Origin of the sequence: Streptosporangium lutulentum (assembly GCF_030811455.1) — a bacterium.
Classification (GTDB): Bacteria; Actinomycetota; Actinomycetes; order Streptosporangiales; family Streptosporangiaceae; genus Streptosporangium; species Streptosporangium lutulentum.
On record NZ_JAUSQU010000001.1, the window covers coordinates 2895068 to 2917940 of the forward strand.

Annotated in this window: 19 protein-coding genes, 2 pseudogenes and 1 other annotated feature; of the genes and pseudogenes, 10 read left to right on the top strand and 11 right to left on the bottom strand. The window is 65.8% G+C overall.

The window, feature by feature from the left end; all coding sequences use genetic code 11:
• Nucleotides 1–50: 50 nt before the first annotated feature.
• Together J2853_RS12850 and J2853_RS12855 are read left to right on the top strand one after the other, a co-directional pair.
• A complete protein-coding gene (locus J2853_RS12850; RefSeq protein WP_307557639.1) occupies nt 51–626 on the top strand; it encodes a PadR family transcriptional regulator in 576 nt (191 codons plus the stop codon).
• Complete coding sequence (locus J2853_RS12855) at nt 623–1453, top strand: SGNH/GDSL hydrolase family protein (RefSeq protein ID WP_307557641.1); 831 nt, start codon at nt 623–625, stop codon at nt 1451–1453. Before J2853_RS12850 ends, J2853_RS12855 begins: the two co-directional genes overlap by 4 nt.
• A 204-nt stretch (nt 1454–1657) precedes the next feature.
• On the opposite strand, the gene J2853_RS12860 is transcribed toward J2853_RS12855, so the two are convergent.
• A complete protein-coding gene (locus J2853_RS12860) occupies nt 1658–2746 on the bottom strand; it encodes a coiled-coil domain-containing protein (protein WP_307557643.1) in 1089 nt (362 codons plus the stop codon).
• Nucleotides 2747–3125: 379 nt separating this feature from the next.
• Here J2853_RS12860 and J2853_RS12865 point away from each other — a divergent pair, with 379 nt between their 5' ends.
• Entirely contained in the window at nt 3126–3614 is a 489-nt protein-coding gene (locus tag J2853_RS12865; protein ID WP_307557645.1) for a P-loop NTPase family protein, read from the top strand.
• Between the two features lie 227 nt (nt 3615–3841).
• On the opposite strand, the gene J2853_RS12870 is transcribed toward J2853_RS12865, so the two are convergent.
• From J2853_RS12870 to J2853_RS47835, 4 genes are all read right to left on the bottom strand, one after another.
• On the bottom strand, nt 3842–5044 hold the full coding sequence (locus J2853_RS12870) for a hypothetical protein (RefSeq protein WP_307557647.1): 1203 nt from the start codon (nt 5042–5044) through the stop codon (nt 3842–3844).
• A gap of 613 nt (nt 5045–5657) precedes the next feature.
• Nucleotides 5658–5963, bottom strand: a complete 306-nt coding sequence (locus J2853_RS12875) for a serine hydrolase domain-containing protein (RefSeq protein WP_307557649.1) — start codon at nt 5961–5963, stop codon at nt 5658–5660.
• Nucleotides 5964–6320: 357 nt separating this feature from the next.
• Nucleotides 6321–8009, bottom strand: a complete 1689-nt coding sequence (locus J2853_RS12880) for a lamin tail domain-containing protein (RefSeq protein WP_307557651.1) — start codon at nt 8007–8009, stop codon at nt 6321–6323.
• Between the two features lie 715 nt (nt 8010–8724).
• Complete coding sequence (locus J2853_RS47835) at nt 8725–9264, bottom strand: RICIN domain-containing protein (protein WP_370879524.1); 540 nt, start codon at nt 9262–9264, stop codon at nt 8725–8727.
• A 309-nt stretch (nt 9265–9573) separates the two neighbouring features.
• Between J2853_RS47835 and J2853_RS12885 the strand changes: the two genes are divergently transcribed.
• From J2853_RS12885 to J2853_RS12895, 3 genes are all read left to right on the top strand, one after another.
• Entirely contained in the window at nt 9574–10479 is a 906-nt protein-coding gene (locus J2853_RS12885) for a LysR family transcriptional regulator (protein ID WP_307557653.1), read from the top strand.
• Between the two features lie 601 nt (nt 10480–11080).
• On the top strand, nt 11081–11629 hold the full coding sequence (locus J2853_RS12890; protein WP_307557655.1) for an RNA polymerase sigma factor: 549 nt from the start codon (nt 11081–11083) through the stop codon (nt 11627–11629).
• Nucleotides 11626–12567 (top strand): hypothetical protein, encoded by a 942-nt coding sequence (locus tag J2853_RS12895; protein ID WP_307557657.1) that lies wholly within the window; start codon nt 11626–11628, stop codon nt 12565–12567. Before J2853_RS12890 ends, J2853_RS12895 begins: the two co-directional genes overlap by 4 nt.
• Before the next feature lie 681 nt (nt 12568–13248).
• Here J2853_RS12895 and J2853_RS12900 read toward each other — a convergent pair.
• Nucleotides 13249–14430: pseudogene (locus J2853_RS12900) on the bottom strand (IS3 family transposase).
• 846 nt (nt 14431–15276) lie between these two features.
• Here J2853_RS12900 and J2853_RS12905 point away from each other — a divergent pair.
• Together J2853_RS12905 and J2853_RS12910 are read left to right on the top strand one after the other, a co-directional pair.
• Nucleotides 15277–15582, top strand: a complete 306-nt coding sequence (locus J2853_RS12905; protein ID WP_307557658.1) for a transposase — start codon at nt 15277–15279, stop codon at nt 15580–15582.
• Nucleotides 15582–15998 (top strand): IS3 family transposase, encoded by a 417-nt coding sequence (locus J2853_RS12910; RefSeq protein WP_307557660.1) that lies wholly within the window; start codon nt 15582–15584, stop codon nt 15996–15998. Before J2853_RS12905 ends, J2853_RS12910 begins: the two co-directional genes overlap by 1 nt.
• Here the strand turns inward: J2853_RS12910 and J2853_RS12915 are convergent.
• Complete coding sequence (locus J2853_RS12915; protein WP_307556037.1) at nt 15988–17001, bottom strand: IS630 family transposase; 1014 nt, start codon at nt 16999–17001, stop codon at nt 15988–15990. The two genes, J2853_RS12910 and J2853_RS12915, sit on opposite strands and share 11 nt — an antisense overlap.
• A 229-nt stretch (nt 17002–17230) precedes the next feature.
• Between J2853_RS12915 and J2853_RS12920 the strand changes: the two genes are divergently transcribed.
• Nucleotides 17231–17530 carry an integrase core domain-containing protein gene (locus J2853_RS12920; RefSeq protein ID WP_307557662.1) on the top strand — a complete coding sequence of 100 codons (300 nt, stop codon included), beginning with the start codon at nt 17231–17233 and terminating at the stop codon, nt 17528–17530.
• Nucleotides 17531–17640: 110 nt separating this feature from the next.
• Here J2853_RS12920 and J2853_RS12925 read toward each other — a convergent pair whose 3' ends face one another.
• The 3 genes from J2853_RS12925 to J2853_RS47840 all read right to left on the bottom strand — a co-directional run bounded on the left by J2853_RS12925 (nt 17641) and on the right by J2853_RS47840 (nt 20320).
• Complete coding sequence (locus J2853_RS12925; protein WP_307556486.1) at nt 17641–18468, bottom strand: transposase family protein; 828 nt, start codon at nt 18466–18468, stop codon at nt 17641–17643.
• A gap of 680 nt (nt 18469–19148) precedes the next feature.
• Nucleotides 19149–19622 (bottom strand): hypothetical protein, encoded by a 474-nt coding sequence (locus J2853_RS12930; RefSeq protein ID WP_307557664.1) that lies wholly within the window; start codon nt 19620–19622, stop codon nt 19149–19151.
• Nucleotides 19623–19885: 263 nt separating this feature from the next.
• Nucleotides 19886–20320: a polymorphic toxin-type HINT domain-containing protein gene (locus tag J2853_RS47840; RefSeq protein ID WP_370879525.1), complete on the bottom strand. Its 435-nt coding sequence runs from the start codon at nt 20318–20320 to the stop codon at nt 19886–19888.
• A 57-nt stretch (nt 20321–20377) separates the two neighbouring features.
• On the opposite strand from J2853_RS47840, the gene J2853_RS12935 reads away from it, so the two are divergent.
• Nucleotides 20378–21529, top strand: a complete 1152-nt coding sequence (locus tag J2853_RS12935) for an IS30 family transposase (protein WP_370879243.1) — start codon at nt 20378–20380, stop codon at nt 21527–21529.
• 110 nt (nt 21530–21639) lie between these two features.
• On the opposite strand, the pseudogene J2853_RS12940 reads toward J2853_RS12935, so the two are convergent.
• Nucleotides 21640–22861 (bottom strand): annotated as a pseudogene (locus J2853_RS12940) (IS3 family transposase).
• Nucleotides 22473–22586, bottom strand: a sequence feature (AL1L pseudoknot). It overlaps the preceding pseudogene by 114 nt.
• Nucleotides 22862–22873 lie beyond the last annotated feature (12 nt).

Consider the following 22873-nt stretch of genomic DNA (forward strand, 5'->3'; position numbering starts at 1 on the left):
CAGTTCTATATTTCTTGACTAGTCATGAAATTGAGTAGATAGTCTGTTTCATGGCATTGCGGCATGCGGTGCTGGCGGCGTTGCTCGACGGGGAGTACACCGGCTACCAGCTCGCCAAGATCTTCGACGTGGGCGTGTCCAACTTCTGGTACGCGTCACCACAGCAGCTCTACACCGAGCTGGCGAAGCTGGAGAAGAGCGGGATGATCTCCGGGAGGCAGGTCATCCAGCTCGACCGGCCGAACAAACGGGTCTTCACGGTCACCGAAGCGGGACTGGACGAGCTCACGGCCTTCGCCGCGGCGGCGTCCAAGCCGCTGTCCATCCGCGACGATCTGGCGGTGAAGGTCCAGGCCATCGACCACCTCGACCCCGCCCCTGTGCTGGCCCAGCTCGACGAGCGGGCCGCCGAGGCCACCGCCAAGCTGGCGCTGTTCGATCAGGGCATGCGGCGGCTTAGAGGCGACCTCGACGAGGAGGAGTTCCTCCGCTCGTCCGAACGGGTCGGCCCGTACCTGACCTACCTGGCCGGATGCCGCCTGGAGCGGGAAATGCGCGACTGGTGCCTGAGCACCGCCGCCCTGCTCCGCTCCCGCGCGGCGAGCCACCCGAAGGAGGGCCGATGACGTACGGCGCAGCGCCCCAGGGGGCGGCCAGGACGTTCACCCGGTACGTCGCGCTCGGAGACAGTCAGACGGAGGGCCTCGGCGACGGTGACGACATCCGCGGCTACCGCGGCTGGGCCGATCGTCTCGCCGAGCATCTCGCCGAGGCCGATCCGGACCTGCTCTACGCCAATCTCGCGGTACGGGGCCGCCTCGCCGCGCAGGTCCACGCCGAACAGCTCGGGCCCGCACTGCGGCTCCGTCCCGACCTGGTCACGGTCATGGCAGGGATGAACGACCTCGTCAGGCCGGGCTTCGACGCCACCGAGATCGCCGGCTGTCTGGAGGAGATGTTCGCCGCGCTCACCGCGGCCGGCGCCCACGTGGTCACCGTGACCTACCCCGACATCGCGAAGATCGCGCCCCTGGCCCGGCGGTTGCTCCCCCGCGTGCTCGCCCTGAACGAGCGGATCCGCGAGGCCGCGGCCCGCCACGGCGTCACCGTGATCGACACCTTCTCGCTCGCCTTCGCCACCGACGCCAGGATGTGGAGCGTCGACCGCCTGCACGCCAGTCCCCTGGGCCACGCCCGGATGGCCGCGGCCTTCGCACATGCCCTCGAGCTCCCGGGCAGCGACGACACCTGGTCGGTCCCGCTCGTACCGGTCGCCCCACGCGGCCGCCTGCGAACTGTGGGGACGGAGTTTCGCTGGGTCGCCGGCTTCGCCGGTCCGTGGATCTACCGCCGCATGCGGGGCAGATCCACGGGCGACGGCCGCAGCGCCAAACGCCCCGACCTCGCGCCCGTGCTCTCTCGCGAGGGGCCCGTGCTCTCTCGCGAGGAGTGAGCAGCGGCGACGCGGGGCGTTCGAGGAGAGCCGGGCGATGGCGGCCCACCGGCGATCCGGGTGCGACCGGCGACGCCCGGCCCGGCGGGCGACGAGCGGCGCCACGGCTGCAGCGCCTGCCACAACCGCCGCCTCTCGCTCTCGCCCCGCTCCCGCGCCACCAGCCTGGCCAGCCGCGAGGCCCCCGGCCTCCGGAATCCCCGATCATCGTTCCGCTGTTTTTTGACCTCCGGAACCGTCGGGCTTCGCCTTTGCCCGCAGCTCCGCGGTGATCGCGCGTTCTTGGAGCCGGGCGGCTTCGGCGCGCAGCACCTCCACCTGTTCGCGCAGGTCAGACAGCCGCATCTGTTCCATTGCCAGCTGCATCCGTGCGCTGTCACGCTCGGCATGCGCCTCGGCCACTTTTGCCGCGGCGCGATCCTGTGCCTCGGAGATCTTCTCGGTGGCCCGTTCTTCGGCTTTGGCCAGCTGGCGTGCCGTCCGCTTTTCGAGCTCTGCGGCCTGTTTGTCCACGCGCGCCGCCCGAGCTCGTGCCTCGGCTGTCTCGGCCAGGGCCTGACCCCGCGCATGTGCCTCAGCGTCGGCACGTGCCAGCGCCCGGTCCCGCTCGGCTTCGGCCGCCTGAGCTCGTGCCGCCGCCGCCGCGGCGGCACGTTCGGCCTCGGCCCTGGCGTCCCGATCGGCTTTGGCGGCGCTCCGCGCCTGGTCTCGCTCGGTCTGCGCCTGCTCGGCCTGTTGCCGATTCTGTACGGCTTGCGCTTGAGCCTGGCGCGTTTCGGTCTCGGCCGCCTCCACCTTCTCGGTCATCTCCTGGATCGCCGCGTCCCTGGCCGCCTCCGCCCGTTCGGCTCGCCGGGTGGCCTCCTGCTCGGCGTGTCTGGCGAGGCGTTCGGTGCTGGCCGCCTCGTGCAGCGCGGCCAGTGCCTGCTCTCTGGCGGTTTCGGCGTCGGCAAGCGCGACGTCCCGCTCGGCGTTGGCCTCCTCCACCTGCTGGGCCATCGCCTCACGCTCGCGGCGGGCGTGTCCGGTGGCCTCGCGGGCCAGCCGTACCTGTTCGAAGGCCTGTTCCCGTTCGGTGCGCGCTATCGCCACCCGCGTGTGGGCCTCGGCCTGCACCGCGCTTAGTTTGGCCTCCACCCCGGCCGGACTCAGCTCATCGGCCAGCACCTGCGCCAGCGGTGCTATCGCCGCGGTCATCCCCTTCTCCATGCGCTCGTAGAACTCCTCCGCCCGAGCCAGCGCCCCCTCCAGCCCTGGCGTCGCCCGCCGCATCTCCCTTTCGCGTTTCGCCACAGCCTGGCAGTCACCTTGCAGGCAGTACGCCCTAGGTCTCCCTCGCCCGGAGCGTTGCTCGATCGGCGTTCCACAGTGCTTACACGGCGTCACCGCGCCCGACTCTTCCACCGCTCCAGTCTAGCGTTTTGATTTTCTGGAAATTCAAAATTAATAAATGCTGTCTGTTGCGCTAAGGGCGGCTGAAGGTAACTACCGGGAATGTAAATTCCCACAAGTTATGGCGCGTCCCTCATGAGGAGCACGAGTTGCAAATCTGCTGTCCCGTCTCACTCAACCTGAGATATCCGGTGTTTTGTCTCACCCGTCTGAGGCATGATCGCTAACGGTCGCCGTGCCGTGTCCAACATCGACCCCAACACCGGGTCATCATGAGAGCATGAGACGGGTAGTGATCCTCGGTCGTGGCGGCGCGGGCAAATCGGCCCTCGCTCGCCGCCTGGGCGACGTGGCGAAGCTGCCCGTCATTGAACTGGACACGCTGTTCTGGGGGCCCGGTCTCACCGCGACGGCTCCCGGCCGATGGGCGGCCCGTCAACAGGAGCTGGTCCAGCAGGACGCCTGGATCCTCGATGGCGACCTCGGACCCTACGACACCGCCCTCGACGTGCGACTCCGGATGGCCGACACCATCATCGTGCTGGACTTTTCCTTCCCACGATGTGCCTGGCGGACGATCCGGCGAGGCCGCGAACGTGCCGACTTCTGGCGCTGGGTCTGGGCCTACCGGCGACGCGGTCTCCCCCGCATGACGCAGGCAATCACCGCGCATGCTCCCCACGCGGACACCCACCTGTTGCGCAACCCCCGCGCGGTCCGGCGATTCCTCGCCCAGCTTTCCAGAGACGACCAGGCCCACAACCGATAGCTGTCCCGAGATCCGGATAGCTGCTCACAACGCTCTCCGAGATGGCCCTCCACAGGACATCCACTGGCAATCCTGGTGGGCATGGGAAGGCGTCAATCTGATCACCCAGACCATGCCCGTCCGCGAGATCACCGTTAGGGCGGGCCCGTGCCTCCGATCCACCTCCCGCTCGACCTCGAACCTGGAGAACCCCGATGCCCGTTATCGCCCCGATCCGCCACTACACTTCAGGCGCCCTCGGGGTCGCCCGGCTCCGGTATGCCGACGGTCATGATGCATAGCTCTTGGACCACTGATCGGATGGAAGTCTCCTGATCGGTAGGCGAACTCCCGATCCTCTGGCACAACTCGCGTAGTAAATCCTTCGGGGGGTTGTTCAGGCCGAACTCCTCGAAGATGGGGATGACGATCGGCTGGAGGTACACCGTCCGCCGGAAGAACGCCCAGGCGTTTTGTTCGGACGCGGAGCGGACGTAGTCGTACACGGTCTCCACCGCCGGCCTTCCGTAGTGCACGAAGAAGTATTCGAGGCTTTCGACCGCGGGCTCGTTCGGGAACCTGAAGCGCTGGTTGTACCCGGCCACGCGCGCGTCGACCGCCCGCTTCAGCCGGGCCGCCTTCAGCTGTGACGACATCGCGGCGCTCACCGCCGTGTTGAAGGGAGCCACGAGCGCCTGGCGCAGCTTCTCCATGGACAGGTTCTTCACGTCGTCGTCGCGCAGCGCTCGCTCCAGCACCTCCCACACGGCTCGGTCTGCCTGCTCGCCGGGGCGGCGCTCGTTGGGTATGGCAACCCGCAGCGTGCGGGTGATGGGCGGGTCGGCGTCGAGGTCGATGTCGAGTTCGATGACCAACTTCGCGATGCCGGGCTCCGTCATCTCGGGGACGCCGGCCACGAGCTGATCAACGCGCGCCAGATCCGCCCTCGCCTCCTCGCACGCGAGAGTGAGTTGGCTGGCCCGGCGGGCGCGTACTTCGTCCAATGTCGGTGCGCGGTCGACCACCTCGGTGACGGCGGCGTCGATGTCCGCGGCCATCGCGAGCAGTTCGCGTCCGGCCGCAGTGGCCGGGGCGAGACCCGCGACCATGCTGCGAAACTCCGCAGTCGGCCTGGCAACCTCGTCCTCGGTCGGCCGGGGCTCCACCGCCTGCAGCAGCGCGAACACCTGCTCGGCAAGCTCGCGTCGGCGTGCACCTGCCGTCAGGTGGAACGCTTCGGTGCGCTCGTGCGCGTGCCTCGTCAGCTGCTGCACCCACCAGGTGCGTCGTTCTCCCGCGGGGACGCCCGTCAGCATCGCTTCCAGGTTCTTGGGATCACCCCATTTGGCCCGCAGCGCTCGATCGGTGTCGTCGGCCCACTGATCCGCGGCGGGTTTGCCCACGGCCCTCCGCAGTTGGTCGTCGGTGACCGGACGTGATTCCGACGCCATCGTGGCCCCTCCCCGGGTCGCGTGCCGGCGGTCCGGACCGTTGGCGGCCAGTCGCCGTCCGCAGTTTCTCATCGCGGCGTACCGGAGGGAAGATCCGAGACGCCTGGTCTTATGGACTCCCCGCTTACGACCCCTTCACTCACTAGTACGGGTGCCACCGGAATGCGCAAGAAAGGGGACACATCCGCCGAAAGCCGCAGGTCAGGCGATGGGGCCGTACATCGGGGGTTCGGCTGTGGGTGCCCGTACCCAACGCGGGACCGGATCGGCTCCCACGGTTGCCTCACTGCATTGGCCTGGAATACGCCGTTCTGGGAGCCGACAGAACCCCGCCCCCGCTTCTGGCCGGTCATCACTCCGGCGCGGTGTCTTGCTGCCATATTCCGGCCGCACCCACAGTTCGGCCCTCCACTCGGGTCGGTGCCACCAAGGGAAAAGTAGCTGTGAGTGATCGGATCTCATCATCTGACGGAGATCCCGGACCACATCGTGGCTGTTCATCGGCCTCGTGAGAAGACCGGCATCCCCGACGACTGCGGAGTGCTATGGCATCGCATCCTGCTCATAGATCCTGCCCGGAGGCTTTGACCTGGTCTTTCTCGCTACTTTTCCCCTAGTGGCGCCGACCCGAGTGGAGGGCCTCGCCGCCCGGCAGCAGACCAGGAAGCCGGTGGTCGAGGGTGTCGGTCAGTGACAGCCGCCCCTGATCTGCCAGTTGCAGCACCACCGTGGCAAGGTAGGGCTTGGTCACGCTCGCGATGCGGAAGCGGTCACCGACCTCGATCGGACGCGGGCGATCCAGATCGGCGGTGCCCACGCTGCCGGTGAACACCACTTCGCCGGCATCCGCCACGAGCGCGAACAGTCCCGGACCGCGTCCTGCCGCCAGCTCCTCCAGTGCAGCCTGTAAATGATCCACTTATGACTCCTGGGGGGGTCGACGTCATACGCCGGGCTCACCAGAGCCCGGCATCGGATGGAAACCTGTGCAGGAAGCGCTCGACGGCGACGACTCAGCCGCGAGGAGTACCTGATAGTTCTGACGGTCCTGCCCTTGGAACGGCGCAAAGGCTCAACAAGGTAGACAGCGCGACGTGATCTTACGTGCTTTCGGCGCCGTCTGTCGACGCATCCCGGTGTGCCACCGCTACCGTCCCTCCATCGCCGCGCGATGCGACGCCGCGACACTTGTGGGCAGGCCGGATCGGTGTAAACGACGGGGATCGTGGCGCCGTGCGGCGCCACGATCCCCGGGGTGGTGAGTCTCGGTGCTGACTCAGTACACGGTTCCGTTGGCGCGCTGGCCAGGTGACCGCGTCAGCGAGCCGATCGTGTTGTGCTTGACCCACGCGCCGGTCGCCGAGCCGTCGGGGCTGCGGTTGATCGAGACGCCGTCGGAGCTCGCCTGGCTCGAGGTGTAGGTCATCGACTGGACCGTCGCACCGGCCGCATCCCGGAGGATCACCTGGTCACCGCTGTTGGCCAGGTTGAGGTCACCGGTGCTCGCCGCCACGGCCACGATGCCACCGGGGATGCTGGAGGCTCCCCCGAACACGGTGATCGCCTTGCCGGGCTGCAGCGTCGTGCCGGCCGCGAAGGTGTGTCGCACGGCCGTGCCGTCCCGGACCGTCCAGCCCGCGATGGAGATCGCGGTGCCACCGGTGTTCACGATCTCGACGGCCTCGCCGGCGGTGCTGCTGCCCGGCTCGTTGGCGAGGACCTCGTTGATGATGACGTTGGCCGGACCGCCGCCGCCCGCGGTCACCGTGACGTTCTGGGCCGTGGTGTGCGTGGCGCCGCCGTTGTCGGTCACGGTAAGGCGCACCGGGTAGGTGCCCGCCGCGGCGTAGGTGAGCGAGGGGTTCGTAGCTGTCGAGGTCCGGCCGTCGCCGAAGATCCAGTTGCGGCCCGCGATCGTGCCGTCGGCGTCGGTGCTGCCGTCGGTGAAGGCGCAGGTGAGGTTGGTGCAGGAGTGGGTGAACGCGGCCGTGGGCGGCTGGTTGGTGCCGCCTCCGCCGCCGAGGGTGAAGTTGTACCGGGCCAGCACCGGGTAGTGATCGCTGGTCGTGGCCGCGTAGTTCGGAACGTAGGCCTGGGGCTGGAACGCGGTCGCCGAGCCCGCGATGTACTTCGCGTTGACCTCGTTGGTGTTGAGCTGGTGGTCGATGAAGTCCGGGAAGCCTGTGGTCGAGGCGACTCCGGCCAAGGACAGCGCCCGTGTCGGGAAGCCGTAACGCGCCGTGTTGTTCACGAAGTTGGCGTACGGTGATGCGTTCCCGGTCGTGATGGAGGTGTCGACGTCGTCGTTCCAGTCGCCGATCACGAAGACGTCCTGCGTCGGGTAGGTGGAGTCGAGGTAGGACTTGAGGGCCTGGGACGCGGGGTTGCGCAGGTTCAACGCGTCCTGGGTGGAGCCGGCCTTCGCGTGCACGACGATGAAGACGAGGTCACGGGTCGCGCCGTCGAAGGTGCCGCGCAGTGTGAACTCGACCGGCGGGCGACCGGCGAAGTTGCTGTTCTGGCTCGTCAGGATGACCTTCGCGCTCACCAGGCTGGCCATGCTGCTGCGCCAGACGAGCGCGACCTTCTGCTCGGCGTTGCTGAAGTCGGAGTAGTACTGCGGCCCGTTCGTCACGATCGGGTTGTTGGCCAGGACCCCGGTGAAGCCGGGCATACCAGAGACAAGGGTGGTGAACGCGGACGTGCTGACGACCTCGGACAGGCCCCAGACATCCATGTTGGCACCGGCCATGACGTCGCGAACGTTGGCCTGCTGCAGCGCCTCGTTGGTCGGGCCGGTGCCTGTGTCGCCGAACCACTCGACGTTCCAGTTGCCGACGTCGAGCTGAGTGGCCGAACCCTGCGACGGCACGGTGGCGGCGTGCGCCGCCGGGGCGAAGCTGATCGGCAACGCCACGAGGACGACGATCGCCGCCATGAACGCGCGGAGGCTGGTCTTGATCAACAGGCAACCCTTCGAGTAGGCGTGCTGGGCCGGGTCCCGCCTTCCTTCCGGAGAGCGGGCTCGGATCGAGTGTCCCGTCCCCGGCCCGTAGGCGCCTGGGAACAATTGCCGAATTCGAAGAGATACTTGGGTGAACTGCGCGAGCACCGACTCCGGAGGCCGGCGCCGGAAGTCCTGTGGCATGACGCGTCGATCTGCGTCGAGACCCGCTGCCCGGGCCTGCCGTTGACCGGGACAGGTGAGCTCCTGGACACCTGGGATTCCACCCCGCACCCGGCCATGCTGCGCGCGGCGAAGGAGGCGGGCGCCCTGCTACGCCGCGCGCACGCCATCGAGGTCCACGGCTACGGCCGACTCACTCCCACCGGGGGCGGGCCGCACCGAACCCTGCTCGCCTCGCTCCTACCACACCCGACCCGATCGGCGGGCCATCCCCCGGCCAGCGCCGCTTCGACAACCAGCCGCTGCGTCAATATCTGGGCGTGTCCGCCCTGGCCGAGCTCGTCGCCGGGCACCTCGCCCGGCTGCTCCGCTGTTCCTTCATCCTGGCCACCCTCGAAGAGGGGCGGGAACCACATAGGTTCCCGCCCCTCAATTTGTGATAGCGCTCACCCCTCGCGGAGCTCTCCTCGCATGCAGCGATGCAGGTAGGGCAAGAACATCACCGGTCATGCTGACGGAGGCCACGTGACGTGGAAACTTCACGTGGGAGTGATCACGCGGGGCTCAACGACCAGAAATGATCCCCCCAACCACCGCAGGGCCACTGGACCGCCGCAGCGCCGTCGTATACGACGCCGTCTTTGATCGCCAGACATTGCCCGCTGTTGGAGTTGCGAATCTGGTACCTGCCGTCAGACTGCCGCTGGAAAGTCCACCGGTGGTCCGCCCAGTCGCCGCAGGTCCACTGGATAACTTGGGTCCCGGCCACCGTGCTGCCACCGGGAAGGGCTAGACACTTTCCACTGTTGGCGTTTCTGATTCGGTAGGCGCCCAGGTGCGGCTCCACCTCCCATTTGTGGTCCATGTAGCCGCCACAGGTCCACTGGGTCACCCCTGCCCCATCGTTGGTCGCGCCACTGGGGAGATTCAGGCACTTGCTGCTTTGCTTGTTCACGTAGTTGCGTCGCCCACTCGGGGGTATGTCCAGGCTCGCCGTCACCGCCGTGGATGCTGCCGCAGCCTGGGCGGAGCTAACCGCCGCTTTCGTCGTCGTGGCGTTCGCCGCCGGGGCTCCGGCCCCGAGCAGGACCATCGCCGCCACGAGGGCACCGATGAGGCGACCTCTCCTGATTGATTTCACTGACTCCCCTTCTGCTGACCGTCGAGTGTTACCGGCCGAGTGGACCTGCGAGGGGATCGACGTATGGGAGGATCCCGGCCGCAGTCCGGATGCCGGTGACTTCGTTTTACGCGTAGCGGCAGGGCGCGGCCCTTCCTCGTTCTCACGAGGAATCGAGTCTTGACAATTTCCGGATACTTAGAAGTAACGACCACTGAGCCGAGATCCCTCACTCGGCATTTCGCATCGGTCGCCCGGCTCATCCACACCGCAGGAGCGCGTATGGATCTGGATCTCGGGTTGGTCGCCAGCTTCTTGGTGCTGGCGCAGGAGGAGCACTACGGGCGTGCGGCCGGGCGGCTGCACCTGACCTCATCGGCGTTGACCAAGCGCATCCAACGTCTGGAACGACAACTCGGGGTCACCCTCGTCGAGCGGGACCCTGCGAATGTGTTCGCCCTGACCTCGGCGGGCAGGCGGTTCGCGATCGCCGCCGGACCTTTGATCGCTCACGCCAACGCCGCCCGTGACAGCGCTCGGGCCACCCCCGCTCGCTACACCCTACGGATCGGTGTTCCCGCCAGCGTCGGCGGGCTTCTGAGACAGTTCGACCTGACCCGCATCGCGCGAGAGGTTCGTCTCAACTTCCCCGAGATCCGGCTGGTGAGTCGGGACGTTCCCTTTCCGGCGCTCACCCACTGCCTGCCTGAGCATCGGGTGGATATTCTGTGGACCACTGCGCCGGTGCGACATCCCGCTGTGGACTCCTTCCCCCTGGCGATGACCACCACGCGCATCGGTGTGGTCGGAGCCCGGCATCCCCTCGCCGAGGTCGAAGCGATGAACGTGGGGGACTTTAGCGAGCAACCGTTTCTGTACAACCCGGCTGGTGCCGATGAGTGGATGAGCGATTTCTGGCTGGGGGATGTTCGGCCACGTCGCGAGGCGCGCCTGGTCGAGTTCGACGCTGGGGACTTCACCCGCGTCTTGCGCAAAACCGCCGATGGCACAGCCGTGATAGCCACCTTGGCGGAGATGGCTCCGTTCCTGGGCTCTGGCTTGCGGGCGGTGACGCTGACCGGCGCTGACCCAGTGGTCTTTTACGTCGCACGCCGGCGCACCGACCGGCGCGGCGCTATTCAGGCCCTCGTGGAAGCCTTTCATGCTCTCGGCCCCCGCATGCTGTAGGGGTTCCAGACTGGGCAAGGTAGGCCGTCGGGCGAGGTTCCGGCTGTGCCGGTCCTTCTCCCGACGGCCTACCTTGCCCGGTACCGAGGCCGGAGACACAACGCGGGGTGCCTCAGATGCAATGAGACAGGACCCCTCACCCAGGAGCATCCCCGCGACCGCGCGCCCGATCACTCACCGGCCCGGCCCGCCGCGCGGCGCGCCCTCATGGTGCTGGGAAGCGCATCCAGCGTCGAGGCGTCGGACGTACCGGTGAGACAGTGCGATGAGGTCGGCCCGGCTCAGGGTTCCACACTTTTCCTGGAGACCTCGACTGGTAGTCACCCGGCAGGAGCTGCCCGGAGTAGGTGCCGTCGGCCGCGATTGAGAACGAGTTCTGAGAAAGAAATCAGCCTCTCCGGGACTCAGACTGGCGCTCCGTGGCCTGCTGGTGATCTTCTCTGGCAATCGAGCGTTTCCGAGAACCCGAGGTACACCGCTTCTGCGCTACACCAACACGCTGAAACTTCTTTAGGTTGGCGCGTAATGATGGGCTCGCTCGACACATAGGAAGCATGTCTGTATTTCGTGCTGACTAAGGAATCGCTCATGGGAACCGCTCGTGCCTGACGAACGGCTGGCCAGATTCGAGGCCGTCTACCGGGAGACATATGGCCAGATCACAGCGTATGCCGTGCGCCGCTGCGACTCGCCGCAGGATGCTGCGGACGTGGTGGCGGAGACCTTCACGATCGCCTGGCGGCGGATGGACGATCTGCCGTCAGGGGAAGAGGCCACGTTATGGCTCTACGGCGTGGCACGCAACGTGCTGGCCAACCACCACCGTAGAGAGAGTCACCGCAAGGCCCGCAGTGCCGAGCTCGATGTAAAGATGGCCGACCGTTACGCCGACTCCCCCGATAGCAGGCTCGAACGGGAAGCGATCACCCAGATCTTTCGGGCCCTGCCCGACGACGACCGGGAATTGCTGGCGCTGGTCGCCTGGGAGGGCCTCGACCACAAGGACATCGCCACGACGCTGGGCCTGTCGCGCAACGTCGTACGCGTCAGGCTCCACCGCGCTCGCCGACGCTTTTCCCGCGCGCTGACCGATGCGGGCATCCGTTCAACCCCGGAAAGCCGGCTTGCACCGGCGGAGAGGTCGCTGTGAAGAACACCGACGAGATCGACGCCATGACGAGGGCGCTGGCCCGGGTCACGCCCGGACAGCCGGGAGGCCACCCTTCCGACGCGGAGGCACAAACGCTACTCATCTTGATCACAGCTGAGGACCCCGCCACAGCCGCTCCCCAAACGCGTCCTGTCCGTCCCCAGGGTGTCCGGCGCCTGCCGTGGCGGGCAGGTGCCGTCGGGCGCCACGGTCGGCTCCTGCCGGTGCTGGGCATGGCGGTCGCCGCCGCGGTGGCCGTCGCCGTGATCGTTACCAGCCTGTTTCCGCTCGCCGCCGCGCCGGTCTCGGGCCGGGACGTCCTGCTCATGGCCGCGACCAGCGCCGAGCACATCCCCCAGGGGACGGGGACCTATTGGCACATCACGCGTACGGGGCAGGGCCCGGACGCGCCTCTGGTGGAGGAGAGCTGGACCGCCCGCGACGGCCGACACTGGTCCAGGAACGCGCCGTACGCCACTCCCGGCGTCGTCGTCGGGGACCCGGCCCCGTTCAGGCTCATGGGCGCTGAGATCGGTTTCGAGGAACTCGAAGGGCTTCCATCGGATCCGGAGGAGCTGAAGGAGCGCATCGCCGGGCTACCCCGCCATGACAGCGCCATGCTCCCCGCCGATCGGCAAGGCGAGCTCGTCTCCCCGCTGATCACCCTGATCACGGAGCTGCCGACGCCCGCGCAGGTCCGTTCGGCGGCATTCGAGGCCCTCGCTGCGACGCCGGGGGTCAAGAACGCGGGGGCGGTCGAGGGCGGGCAGGAACTGCTGATCCCGCTCTCCGAGAGCCTGGAGATCAGAATGGTCGTCGATCCCGAGGCCGCCCGGGTGACGCGCGCCAACATCTTGCTGACCGCCGAAGGAGGTGCGGCGATGAGCAACTCGTATATCTCGGTGACCACCGAGTGGACGGACGAGCTCCCACGGTGAAAACCCCGCTGGACGGGCCGGCGTACTTCTCGAGCAGGACATGGGCGCGGTCGTAGCCGAGGCGGGCGCGGGCGGTGTGCGGGCCGCAGGAAAAGGCAGCGGCCCCTGACCAAGGGGAACCCCCTTAAACGCCGGATTTCGTTCCGAATCTCTCTGATCACAATCCCCGAAATCTCATCAACACCCGAAGAAGCCGGAGTACCAGCAGATAGGCCCAAGTCCTGGGGCTGAAGAGACCGAAGAAGCCCGAAGCAACTCAAGGGCTATTAGTTACGAGACCACCGCGTAGACGACCCCCGCCCCGTCACGGCATTCGCACCCGAACGGGCCCCTGCTTCCCACCGGCTCCCCGCAGGACAGGCACGTGCAGGGCCCGGGTGGCTCTGCACGGAGCCAGAGCACAGGCGCGGGACCATTGACACGCGTGCAACCCGACCATCGTGAGCTGGACAACGGTGATCATGACTGGCGTGAGACTGGCACAATTCACCACGTAATCGGTCACGTCGATCATCTGGCCTGACCGCTGCTGATATTCGAGGGCGCCCCCACCGCGGCGTGCGAGGTGGGGGCGCCCTGGCATGCCTGGAGCCCCCTATGCCGGTCAGTTTTCTGTCCGCCGAGCAACGCAGCCAATACGGTGGAGTTGCCCCGGTTTGGTAGACACGTCAGGGCTTTCGGCTACGCGGCAGCGTAGTCGTCTTCGTGGATGGGCTTGAGGGCTTGGCGTCGCTCGTATTCGGCGGGGCTGAGTTGGCCGTTGGCAGAATGGCGGCGACGTGGGTTGTAGAACCCCTCGATGTAGGCGAAGACCGCGCGCTCGGCCTCGGACCTGGTGCGGAAGGTCCGCCGGTCGATCAGCTCGCATTCCAGCGAGGCGAAGAAGCTCTCGGTGATGGCGTTGTCGAAGCAGGTGCCGGTGCGACCGGTCGAGGGACGCACGCCGGCCTGCTCACAGCGCCGGCCGAACGCCATCGAGGTATATTGACCGCCCTTGTCGCTGTGATGGATCACCCCGGCCTCGGGGCGGCGCTGATGGATCGCCATCGCCAGGGCGTCGGTGACCAGTTCGGTGCGCATGTGTTCGGCCATCGCCCAGCCGACGATCCGCCGCGAGAACACATCGAGCACTACCGCCAGGTAGAGGAAGCCCTGCCAGGTCGGCACATACGTGATGTCGGCGGTCCAGATCCGGTTCGGCTCGTCGGCTTCGAATTTCCGCTTCACCAGGTCCGAGGCAGCGGCCGCCTTTCGATCCGTGATCGTCGTGCGACAACCCCGACGCCGGGATACCCCGGCCAGCCCGGCCGCGCGCATCAGCCGGGCCACCCGTTTGCGCCCGATGCCGATGCCGTCGATCTCGCGCAGGTCAGCGTGGATCCGCGGCGCCCCGTAGATCTCATCGGAGGCCTGATGGTGAGCGCGGATCTTCTCGGTCAGCTCCGCGTCCTGGCGGGCGCGGATCGAGGGTCCGCGCTTGGTCCAGGCGTAGTAGCCCTGGCGCGAGGGCACCGAGCACCCGGGCCAGCAGGGAGACGCCGTGGTGGTCTTTCTCCGCGTCGATCAGCCGAAATCTCATCTCGGCCGATCCGTCTCCCGTGCGAAGAAAACCGCGGCCTTACGCAAGATCTCCTTCTCCTCGCGGAGAAGCTTGTTCTCGCGGCGCAGCCGGGCCAGCTCGTCTTTCTCGGCGCTGGTCAGCCCATCTTGGCGGTGGCCGTCATCAAGGTCGGCCTGGCGCACCCAGACACGGATCGACTGCGCAGAGGGCTGGAACTCCTTGGCGAGCTCCTCCGGCGATCGTCCCGCGCGCACCAGCTCGACCATCTGCCGGCGAAACTCCGGCGGATAGTTGTTCGGCACAGTGAACTCCTTCTTCCGGGAACCAGGGTTCCCCAGAACTCAGGTGTCCACCAAACCGGGTCAACTTCAGAAGCTCCCGAGCAGGTACAGGTGGCCCCAGCCCACAGTTCACCCTACCGGTCCCCCATCAATCATCTTGTTGTACCTCGGCGGGCAGATCCACCCGCAGGGCGCGTCTGACGGCCCTGCTTTTGGTGGATGGGTCTTTAGTCCATTGTAAATGATCTTGAACTCGATCGAACGCCTTTACAATGTAGATTAATAAGCTGATTTTGTTCAGCCACGCCTACGTGGAACCCGATGGCGCTCTTCCGCTCCGCACCAAGAGCCTGCGGATCGCAGACGACGCCAACTCGCCCACGTAGAACCCTCGCCGACGACTCCCCCATCGCCGGATCACCTTCCACTCCCCTGCCCCGGCCATCAGCCGCACCTGCCACAGGACACGCACGGGGTGGCCTGGCCTGCTCCTCCAGCGCTTGCAGAAATCAGCACCGTGAAAGCCCTCCCCCAACCGGCCGGCACTCGCGGTCGGGCGGCGCAGCAGACGACGTAGGAGCGGCTGGTCATGCTGGACGCGACCGGCGGCAGGGACTCCGTCGCTTTGAGGGAGCTCGCGAAGTAACGGGTGGCGGCGGACTTCTCCAGCCGGCAGGCGATGGTCGGCTTGCTGCTCGATCAAGTGCGGGTTGCTCCTGCTCCCGGTGATGAGGTGGGCCTGGTCGACGCGGACCAGCGAAGCTCCACGTGTGATGTACCCCGAGTTCGGTGGAGTCGATGGTGTGCCCCTGGTCTTGTGGAGGCGGATTCTTGGATTCTTGTGCCACTCGTTGAAAGGAGAGTGGCATGGGACGGCGTGGCTACCCATCGGAGTTCCGGCGCAAGGTGCTGGATCTCATCGAGGCAGGCCGCACGGTCACCGACGTGGCCCGTGACCTGGAGATCAGCAGCCAGTCCATCTACAGCTGGCGACGCCAGGACCGAATCGACCGCGGCCTGGAGCCCGGCCTGACCAGCGGCGAGAAAGCCGAACTGGCTGCGGCCAAGCGGCGCATCGCCGAGCTGGAGACCGAACTGCAGGCCACTCGTCGTGCCATCGAGCTGGTGCGCCAGGTGGTGCCCCCAAAAGGCGCTTCGAGGCCGTCGCGGTGATGGCCGGCGAAGCCATCCCGGTCGAGGTCGGCTGCCGCATCCTGCAGGTCTCGGTCTCGGGTTACTACGCCTGGCGCGGCCGACCGCCCTCGCAGCGGACGATCCGGCACGCCTGGCTGACCGATCTGATCATTGAGGTCCATCAGAACTCCCGTGGCACCTACGGTGCTCGCCGCGTGCATGCTGAGCTGCGTCTGGGCCAGGATGTGTTGGTCGGGCACGGGGCAGTGGAACTGCTGATGCGCCGGGCCGGGCTGGCCGGGGTCACCGGCCGACCCAGGTGGCGTCGGTCTGCGCCCGACCAGATCGCCACCGACCTGGTCGACCGGGCCTTTTCCCGGACCGGTCCGAATCAGTTGTGGGTCACCGATACTGAGCCGATCGTAAGTTTTGGGACTATCCGTGTTATGGGCTGATGTAGGCCAGATGCGGATCGGCGAAGAAGGCCCGGACAATGTCGGGACGCTTTTGCAGCCGGCGCATGCTGCGGTGCATAGCCGCGGCCAGCTCATGCTCATCGGCGACCGCCTGGCGCGCCACCCGGGCCTTGACGTTTTGGTTGACCCACTCATCGGGGTTGACCTCCGGCGCATACGCGGGCAGGAAAAACAACCGCAGCCGCCCGCCGGTACGCGCGACGAAATCACCGACCGCTCGGGCGGTATGAATCGACGAGCCGTCGACGATCAAAACGATCGGCCCGGTAATGGTGCGCAGCAGCTGCGCGCAGAACCCGAGGAACGCCCACCGGTCCATCGCGCCGTGTCCCAGCCGATAGCGCAGTGTGCCGTCGGCCCCGACCGCCGAGAACATCTTCACCGACCGGCGACCCGCCCCGGCTGACACGACCGGCGTCTGCCCCACCAGGGCCCAGGTGGTGCCGCAGCGGTGATCGACACGCATGCTCATCTCGTCGGCGAACAACACCACTGTCCCGCGTCTGCGCGCCCGGCGGCAGATTGCCGGGAAGGCCACCGTCGTCCACCCGGTGATGGCCGCCGGATCACGCCGGAGTGCGGCGTAGGCCGGACGCTGTGGCGACAGGCCCAGCCCGCGCAGCAGCCGCCCGGTCGCCGTCACCGACAGGTCGATCCCGAACCAGGCCGCGATCACCATCGCCACCAGCGCCCTGGTCCACAGCACAACGGCCGTGCCCAGTACCTGACGGGGGGTGACGTCACGGACCACCGCCTTGATGGTCTGCTCCTGGCCGGGGGTGAGCCGCCGTGGCCGGCCCGGCGCCTTCTTGATCCGTAGCGCCTCGATACCGCCCGCCCGCGCCTGGCGTTTCCACCGAAACACCGATTCGCGGCCTACTCCCAGTGCTTCAGCCACCCGATCCGGTGACATGCTCCCTCCCAGTAACCGGAGGGCGAAGACCTTCTCCTCGAACGTCGCTCTGCGACCTTTTCTGGCCATACTCCAAGCATGTCCCCGCCGGAACGCGATCTCCCACCGCCACCCAACAAGTACCAAAACCTATGATCGGCTCAGTATCACCGAGCATCCCACCCGCGAGGGCAAGGTCTACTGCGCGGTCGTGCTGGACGCCTATTCGCGCTCAATACCAGGCCCCGAAAGACCCTCGAATGGAAAACGCCGGCAGAAGCCTTCAGTGATCATCTAAACTTGCTGCTGAACAGCAGCGTTGCGACGACCGGTTGAGTCCAGCCAGTTCGCCTCCTGGGCCTTCACCGAGCGTGCCAAGGCATCCGGTCTGGTGCCCTCGATGGGCAGTGCCGGCGACTGCTACGACAACGCCATGATTGAGGCATTCTGGTCTCGTATGCAGGTCGAGCTGCTCGACCGTCAACGCTGGAATACCCGGATCGAGCTCGCCAACGCCATCTTCGAGTACCTGGAGATCTGGCATAACCGGCAACGACGGCACAGCAGCCTTGGCATGCTGACCCCGATAGAATTCGAGAAAACGACCATTGTGGCATGACAATCCAGAAATGCGACTCAACAGGACCCGGGGCAGACCAAGGCGTCCACCAAACCGGGCCAACTCCACTGACAGCATATGCAGATCCACTGAAGTGATCTCAGCGACTTTCATTTCAGGTAGCCGTGTTCGAAATGAGTGAGAACGAGTGCGGCTTTGACGACGTCGCCGATTCTGCTGGGGCTGGCGGTGATGCGCTGGAGGGTGCGCCAGCGTTGGGTGAGCAGGGCGAAGCCGCGTTCGCCCAGGCAGCGTAGGGCGCGCAGGAGCGCGTTGCGGGTGCGGGTGTCGAGGTCGAGGGGCCGGCCGTCGGCGGGGTGTTTGACCGGGGTGAGAATGCCGATGCCGGCACCGTCGTAGCCGGAGTCGGCCAAGGTGGGCAGGCCGTCGGCGGCGGCTTTGTACAGCGCTCCCAGGACGTGTGTGCGGGCGGCGGTCAGGTCGTGCACCGATCCGGGCTCGACGGCCGACACCCACAGCGGCAGGCCGCAGGGCGCGGACAGCGCCTGGATGTTACCGCCATGGTGGCGGGTCTTTCCGGAGTACCACAGGTCGATGGGTTCACCTTTGACGCTGATGGTCTTCTCGGCGCAGCGGTCGGTGGCGATGACGGTGCCGTCCAAGATCAGGTGGGTGAGGCCGGCGTCGGTGGCGCGCCGCAGGGCGTGGTGCAGATCGGGCGCCTGGTCGGCCAGGACGTCGATGACCTCGTCGATGTAGCGGTAGGCGGTGGCGCGGGAGACGCCGTGGTCGCGGCCGAGGGCAGCCCGGTCGGTGCGGTCGCGAAACCAGCGCAACCCCATCACCGCCTGCTCAAAACAGGTCAGAGCCCGAGAACCCGAGCGGGTGCCCAGTCGGCGGCGCTCGGCCGACAGCAGCAGGGAGAGGTGGCAAACCAGCTCCCGAGAGACGTCAAGCGTGGCACGATAGGTGATCACGTGGGGCTTTCTGGATCGAAGAAGACTTGTGGTGAGACCTCTTCTACCGAAAGCTCCACGCCTGTTTCAGGGGCATCGCGATCCATCCCGATTCATGTCTGCCGACGTCATTTTAGAGGCATCGAATCGCAACCGCCCTTATTGATCTTGCTGAGATCACCTCACTGACACCTCATGCAGAATGTGCAGGTGAGTGGCACTGACATCTCGCTGCAGATTTACAATCGTTTACCCCTGACCGAGTCACCGTTCCTGAGATGGTGGAACGCGGACCCAGGCCATGCCCGCGGCCTGGGCGGACTGAACTCCTCGGCTTGGCCGCCATGCTTACCGGGAGGCCTAGCTGCAAGAGCGCGTCATAGTGGTCCAGTTACTTAGCATTTCCTAAACGGCCAGCGCATCGCCGTCGACCTGCAGGACGAGCCAGGCGTCCTACAGGTCGTACGCGACTATCTAGATAGTATCGTCTAGCCCAACGATGGCAACGATTCGTTATTTTAAACAAGGCTTCTCTGTTTATTTTTATATAACCGTAGCCATCAAATTCCGTGGAGCCCTATCTTAATGCTACCCGGTGAATCTTCCTGGCATTTTCGTGAAGACAAAATCGCTATTTAATTAGCTGCAACTAAAGGGTGACTCAATGCATCCAGAAAAGGGGGCGTGCATAACCTAATGGGCTAAGGTCGCATTTCGATAGAGACCATTTTAGCGTCTGGAAGGGTGCTTGGCGGCTCGCCTCCGTACCATGCATATTCAATTGCCGAGAGATATCCATCGGTGACCCAAAGGAGAATCTCCCCGAAAAGCGATCCTGATTCATCAACGACTGTCGCATTTACCGGAACTACACCACTGGCTTCCAGTGAACGAGGAGTACCCTCCCGTACCATCAGATCAACGCTCACTGAACCAGCTCCCCATTGTGCAACCACCCGAACGAGATCCACTTGGGCTCGCAATTCAGACGCACCGGGGAATTCGTTAGCGAGGATTAGCTCAACTATGGCTCTCTCGCTTAGGCTTATTGGGCGAGGAGTTATTGCAATAGGCATGGTAGCAACCTCCGGGTAGTCGCCCTCTCCAATGTGATCATGGCTAGCTTTCTTTGACTTTTTGAGATTTTCTCGGGCGCGTATTGCAGCCGCTGCCATCCGGGGAACTTTTCGGGAATTAATGCTGTGCCGAGTTTGGGAACTCCGTTTACTATTGCTCCTCGGATTGTTACTGTCTCGCCCCCGATTTCTCGGTTCACTTCGCACTTTCCTGCAGCTGGCAAATCTTTGGCGCCACGAAGGCTATTCATAATGGTGCGAAGGGCTTCTTCGCGGCCCCCAGTTTTGGCTACTAGGTCCTCAAATCCATGTTTAGCTGGATCAATTACATGCTCAAGATTTTCAGGCGTATTCCATTTCTGCTACGCCTGATCTAGAATCCTTGCCGTCGGACTACAGCCTGGCCCGGTATTGTGCACCAGCACCGGCGTATTTCCTGCGAGTACATAGTACGTGTGGAGGTAATCGACCGTCAGGTTGTGGACGCGTTGCGGCGTGGTCCGCTTCCTGACCGCTGTGACCTGAACGTGGGTGCCGGTGGGGGTCTGGAGCCACATACGCGGCTGTAGTTCGCCGGCGTTCAGCCACTGGTGCAGCTGGGGAATCCAGAATGGATGACCGTCTGTCGCGGTGATCGCGGCCGTCGCTGTGCCGTGCTCGCCGTCGGTGTCGACCGTGAGGTGGACGAGCTTCTTGATCCCTTGCCCGGTGATCAGCGCGGTGACTTCTTCGGGGGCGGTTTCTCCCGTTTCTGGATTCGTGGCCAGGACCTTGTCGCCGAGTTTTACTTTTTCGATGGTGCACTCAACCGATCAGCGCAACACCATTCGGGATGATGATCGCGGAGGTGTTGCGTGGCGAGGATGGGCCGCCCGGGGATGTCGGATGCGCAAAAGCGAGAGCTGTGGGACCGGTGGAAGGCCGGTGAGTCGATCAGTCAGATCGCCCGGGCACTGCACAAGCCACCGGGCTCGGTGTTCACGGTCGTCAAATCCAACGGCGGATATGTCCCGCCGCTGCGGCGAAAGCGGCCTGGGACGCTGAGTTTCGCCGAGCGTGAGGAGATCTCCCGCGGCCTGGCGCGGGGCGAGTCGATGCGGTCCATCGCCCGCGCCCTGGGCCGGCCCGCCTCGACGATCAGCCGGGAGATCGCCCGTACCAAGGGCGTCGCCCGGTATCGGGCCGTCGACGCCGAAGACCGCTCCTGGGCACGGGCCCGGCGGCCCAAGCCGTGCCTACTGGCCCAGCGGCCGGCCCTGCAGTGGCTGGTTGCCGAGAAACTGGGCCAAGACTGCTCACCCGAGCAGATCGCCGGGTACCTGGCCAAGACCTACCAGCCGGGATCGGGGATGCGGGTGAGCCACGAGACGATCTACAAGTCGCTGTTCATTCAAGCCCGCGGCGTGCTGGCCAAGGAACTGACCAAGCACCTGCGCTCGGGCCGGCCCACCCGCCGCAACATCCACAACACCGTCACCGGGCAGTGGCGCTCCCAGATCATCGACGCCGTCTCCATCAGTCAGCGCCCGGCCGAGGCCGAGGACCGCGCGATCCCCGGCCACTGGGAGGGCGATCTACTGCTGGGCCAGGGGGTGACCCAGATCGCCACGCTGGTGGAACGCACGACCCGCTTCACCGTGCTGATCCAACTCGACGGCCGCGACATGCACACTGTCACCAAAGGCCTGGTCGCGACGATGACCCGGCTGCCCGAGCAGGTCCGCAGGTCGTTGACCTGGGATCGCGGCATGGAGTTGGCCGGGCATAAAGACCTCACCGCGGCGACCGGGCTGCAGGTCTACTTCGCTGATCCGCGCAGCCCCTGGCAGCGCGGTACGAACGAGAATACGAACCGGTTGCTGCGTCAGTACTTTCCCAAGGGCACCAGCATGGCCGATCTCACCCAAGACGACCTTGACCGGATCGCCTACAAGCTGAACACGCGGCCTCGCAAGACCCTTGAGTTCGACACTCCAGCCGATAGGCTCGCCCCGCTGTTGCGCTGATCTGTTGAGTGCACCGTGGCCCGCTTGAGGATGTCGACATCCTCGCGCAGTCGGCGGTTCTCGCGTCGCAGCGCGGTCAACTCTTTGGGCCGCCCCGGTGAAGTTGGAGGCTAGATCGCTTGGTTCTCGATCGCCAGGCCGCCGTCGGCGGTTGATCGGTGGAACGTCTCCTCGTACTCGGCCGGAGGAACGTTCCCGCAGTAAGAATGTAGCCTTTCAGAATTATACCAGGCAACCCATTCCATGGTGGAAATCGTCACATCCATGACGCCTTTCCAGCCGCCATGGAACTCGATTAGCTCCTTCTTGTAGAGACTGTTGAGCGACTCCGCAGCGGCATTGTCATACGAATCGCCTTTGCTGCCCACAGAACGAGCCGCACCGACCTGGTCGAGCCGTTCGGCGTAGCGGATAGAAGTATATTGAACGCCTCTATCGGAATGGTGAACAAGGTCATCGATGACGCCTCCACGCGCCCAGATCGCCATTTCCAGGGCGTCGAGTGCCAGATCGGTGCCCAGGTGGTCGGCGACCTGCCAGCCGACGATCCGACGGGAGTACAGGTCCTGGACGAACGCGGTGTACACCCAGCCGGAGGCGGTGGCGACATAGGTGATGTCCGCGACCCATCGCAGGTCCGGCCGGCCCGCGGTGAAGTTGCGTTCCAGCAGGTCACCGGGTCGATCGGCGCCGGGGACGGTGGTCCGGGGCCGTTTGCGCGACCAGGTCGCCCCGCACAGGCCCAGCTCGCGCATCAGCCGCTCGACCGTGCACCGGGCGACCGTGACGCCCTGGCGGTTGAGCTGCCCCACACCTTCCGCGCCCCATATAGGCCACGTCCCGGGCCGTTCCACACTTTCAGGATCTCCTTTTTCACCTCTTCGTCCCGGACCGCACGAGCCGACGGATTCGACTCCCGTTTCTTCGCCGCCCAGTACGTGGACGGCGCGAACTCCAGCACGGCACAGATCGGCTCCACACCGAACCGTTCGCGATGGGTATCGATGAACTCGACTAGCGCGGCAGTCTGGGATCGAGTTCCCGGGCGAAATACGCCGAGGCGGCCTTCAGGATCTCGTTCGCCCGCCGCAACTCGCGATTCTCACGCTCGAGTTCGGTGATCCGCTGGGCGTCAGAAGTCGATGTCCCCGGGCGCTTCCCGCCATCGACCTCGGCCTGGCGCACCCAGGTCCGTAGCGCCTCGCGGTGCACCCCGAGCTGGTCTGCGACCCGGGCCAGCACGCCCGCCCCCTCACCGGCCGCACGCAGCTCGAAAACCATACGGACAGCGCGTTCCCGCAGCTCAGGGGCATACTTCCTCGGTGGTGCCATAACTCCTCACCC

What these genes read in the sequence shown, in the direction of transcription:
- J2853_RS12850 (WP_307557639.1), top strand. Translation starts at nt 51, where the DNA reads ATGGCATTGCGGCATGCGGTGCTGGCGGCGTTGCTCGACGGGGAGTAC.
- J2853_RS12855 (WP_307557641.1), top strand. Translation starts at nt 623, where the DNA reads ATGACGTACGGCGCAGCGCCCCAGGGGGCGGCCAGGACGTTCACCCGG.
- J2853_RS12865 (WP_307557645.1), top strand. Translation starts at nt 3,126, where the DNA reads ATGAGACGGGTAGTGATCCTCGGTCGTGGCGGCGCGGGCAAATCGGCC.
- J2853_RS12870 (WP_307557647.1), bottom strand. Translation starts at nt 5,044, where the DNA reads ATGGCGTCGGAATCACGTCCGGTCACCGACGACCAACTGCGGAGGGCC.
- J2853_RS47835 (WP_370879524.1), bottom strand. Translation starts at nt 9,264, where the DNA reads ATGGTCCTGCTCGGGGCCGGAGCCCCGGCGGCGAACGCCACGACGACG.
- J2853_RS12885 (WP_307557653.1), top strand. Translation starts at nt 9,574, where the DNA reads ATGGATCTGGATCTCGGGTTGGTCGCCAGCTTCTTGGTGCTGGCGCAG.
- J2853_RS12905 (WP_307557658.1), top strand. Translation starts at nt 15,277, where the DNA reads ATGGGACGGCGTGGCTACCCATCGGAGTTCCGGCGCAAGGTGCTGGAT.
- J2853_RS12910 (WP_307557660.1), top strand. Translation starts at nt 15,582, where the DNA reads ATGGCCGGCGAAGCCATCCCGGTCGAGGTCGGCTGCCGCATCCTGCAG.
- J2853_RS12915 (WP_307556037.1), bottom strand. Translation starts at nt 17,001, where the DNA reads ATGGCCAGAAAAGGTCGCAGAGCGACGTTCGAGGAGAAGGTCTTCGCC.
- J2853_RS12930 (WP_307557664.1), bottom strand. Translation starts at nt 19,622, where the DNA reads ATGGCAGCGGCTGCAATACGCGCCCGAGAAAATCTCAAAAAGTCAAAG.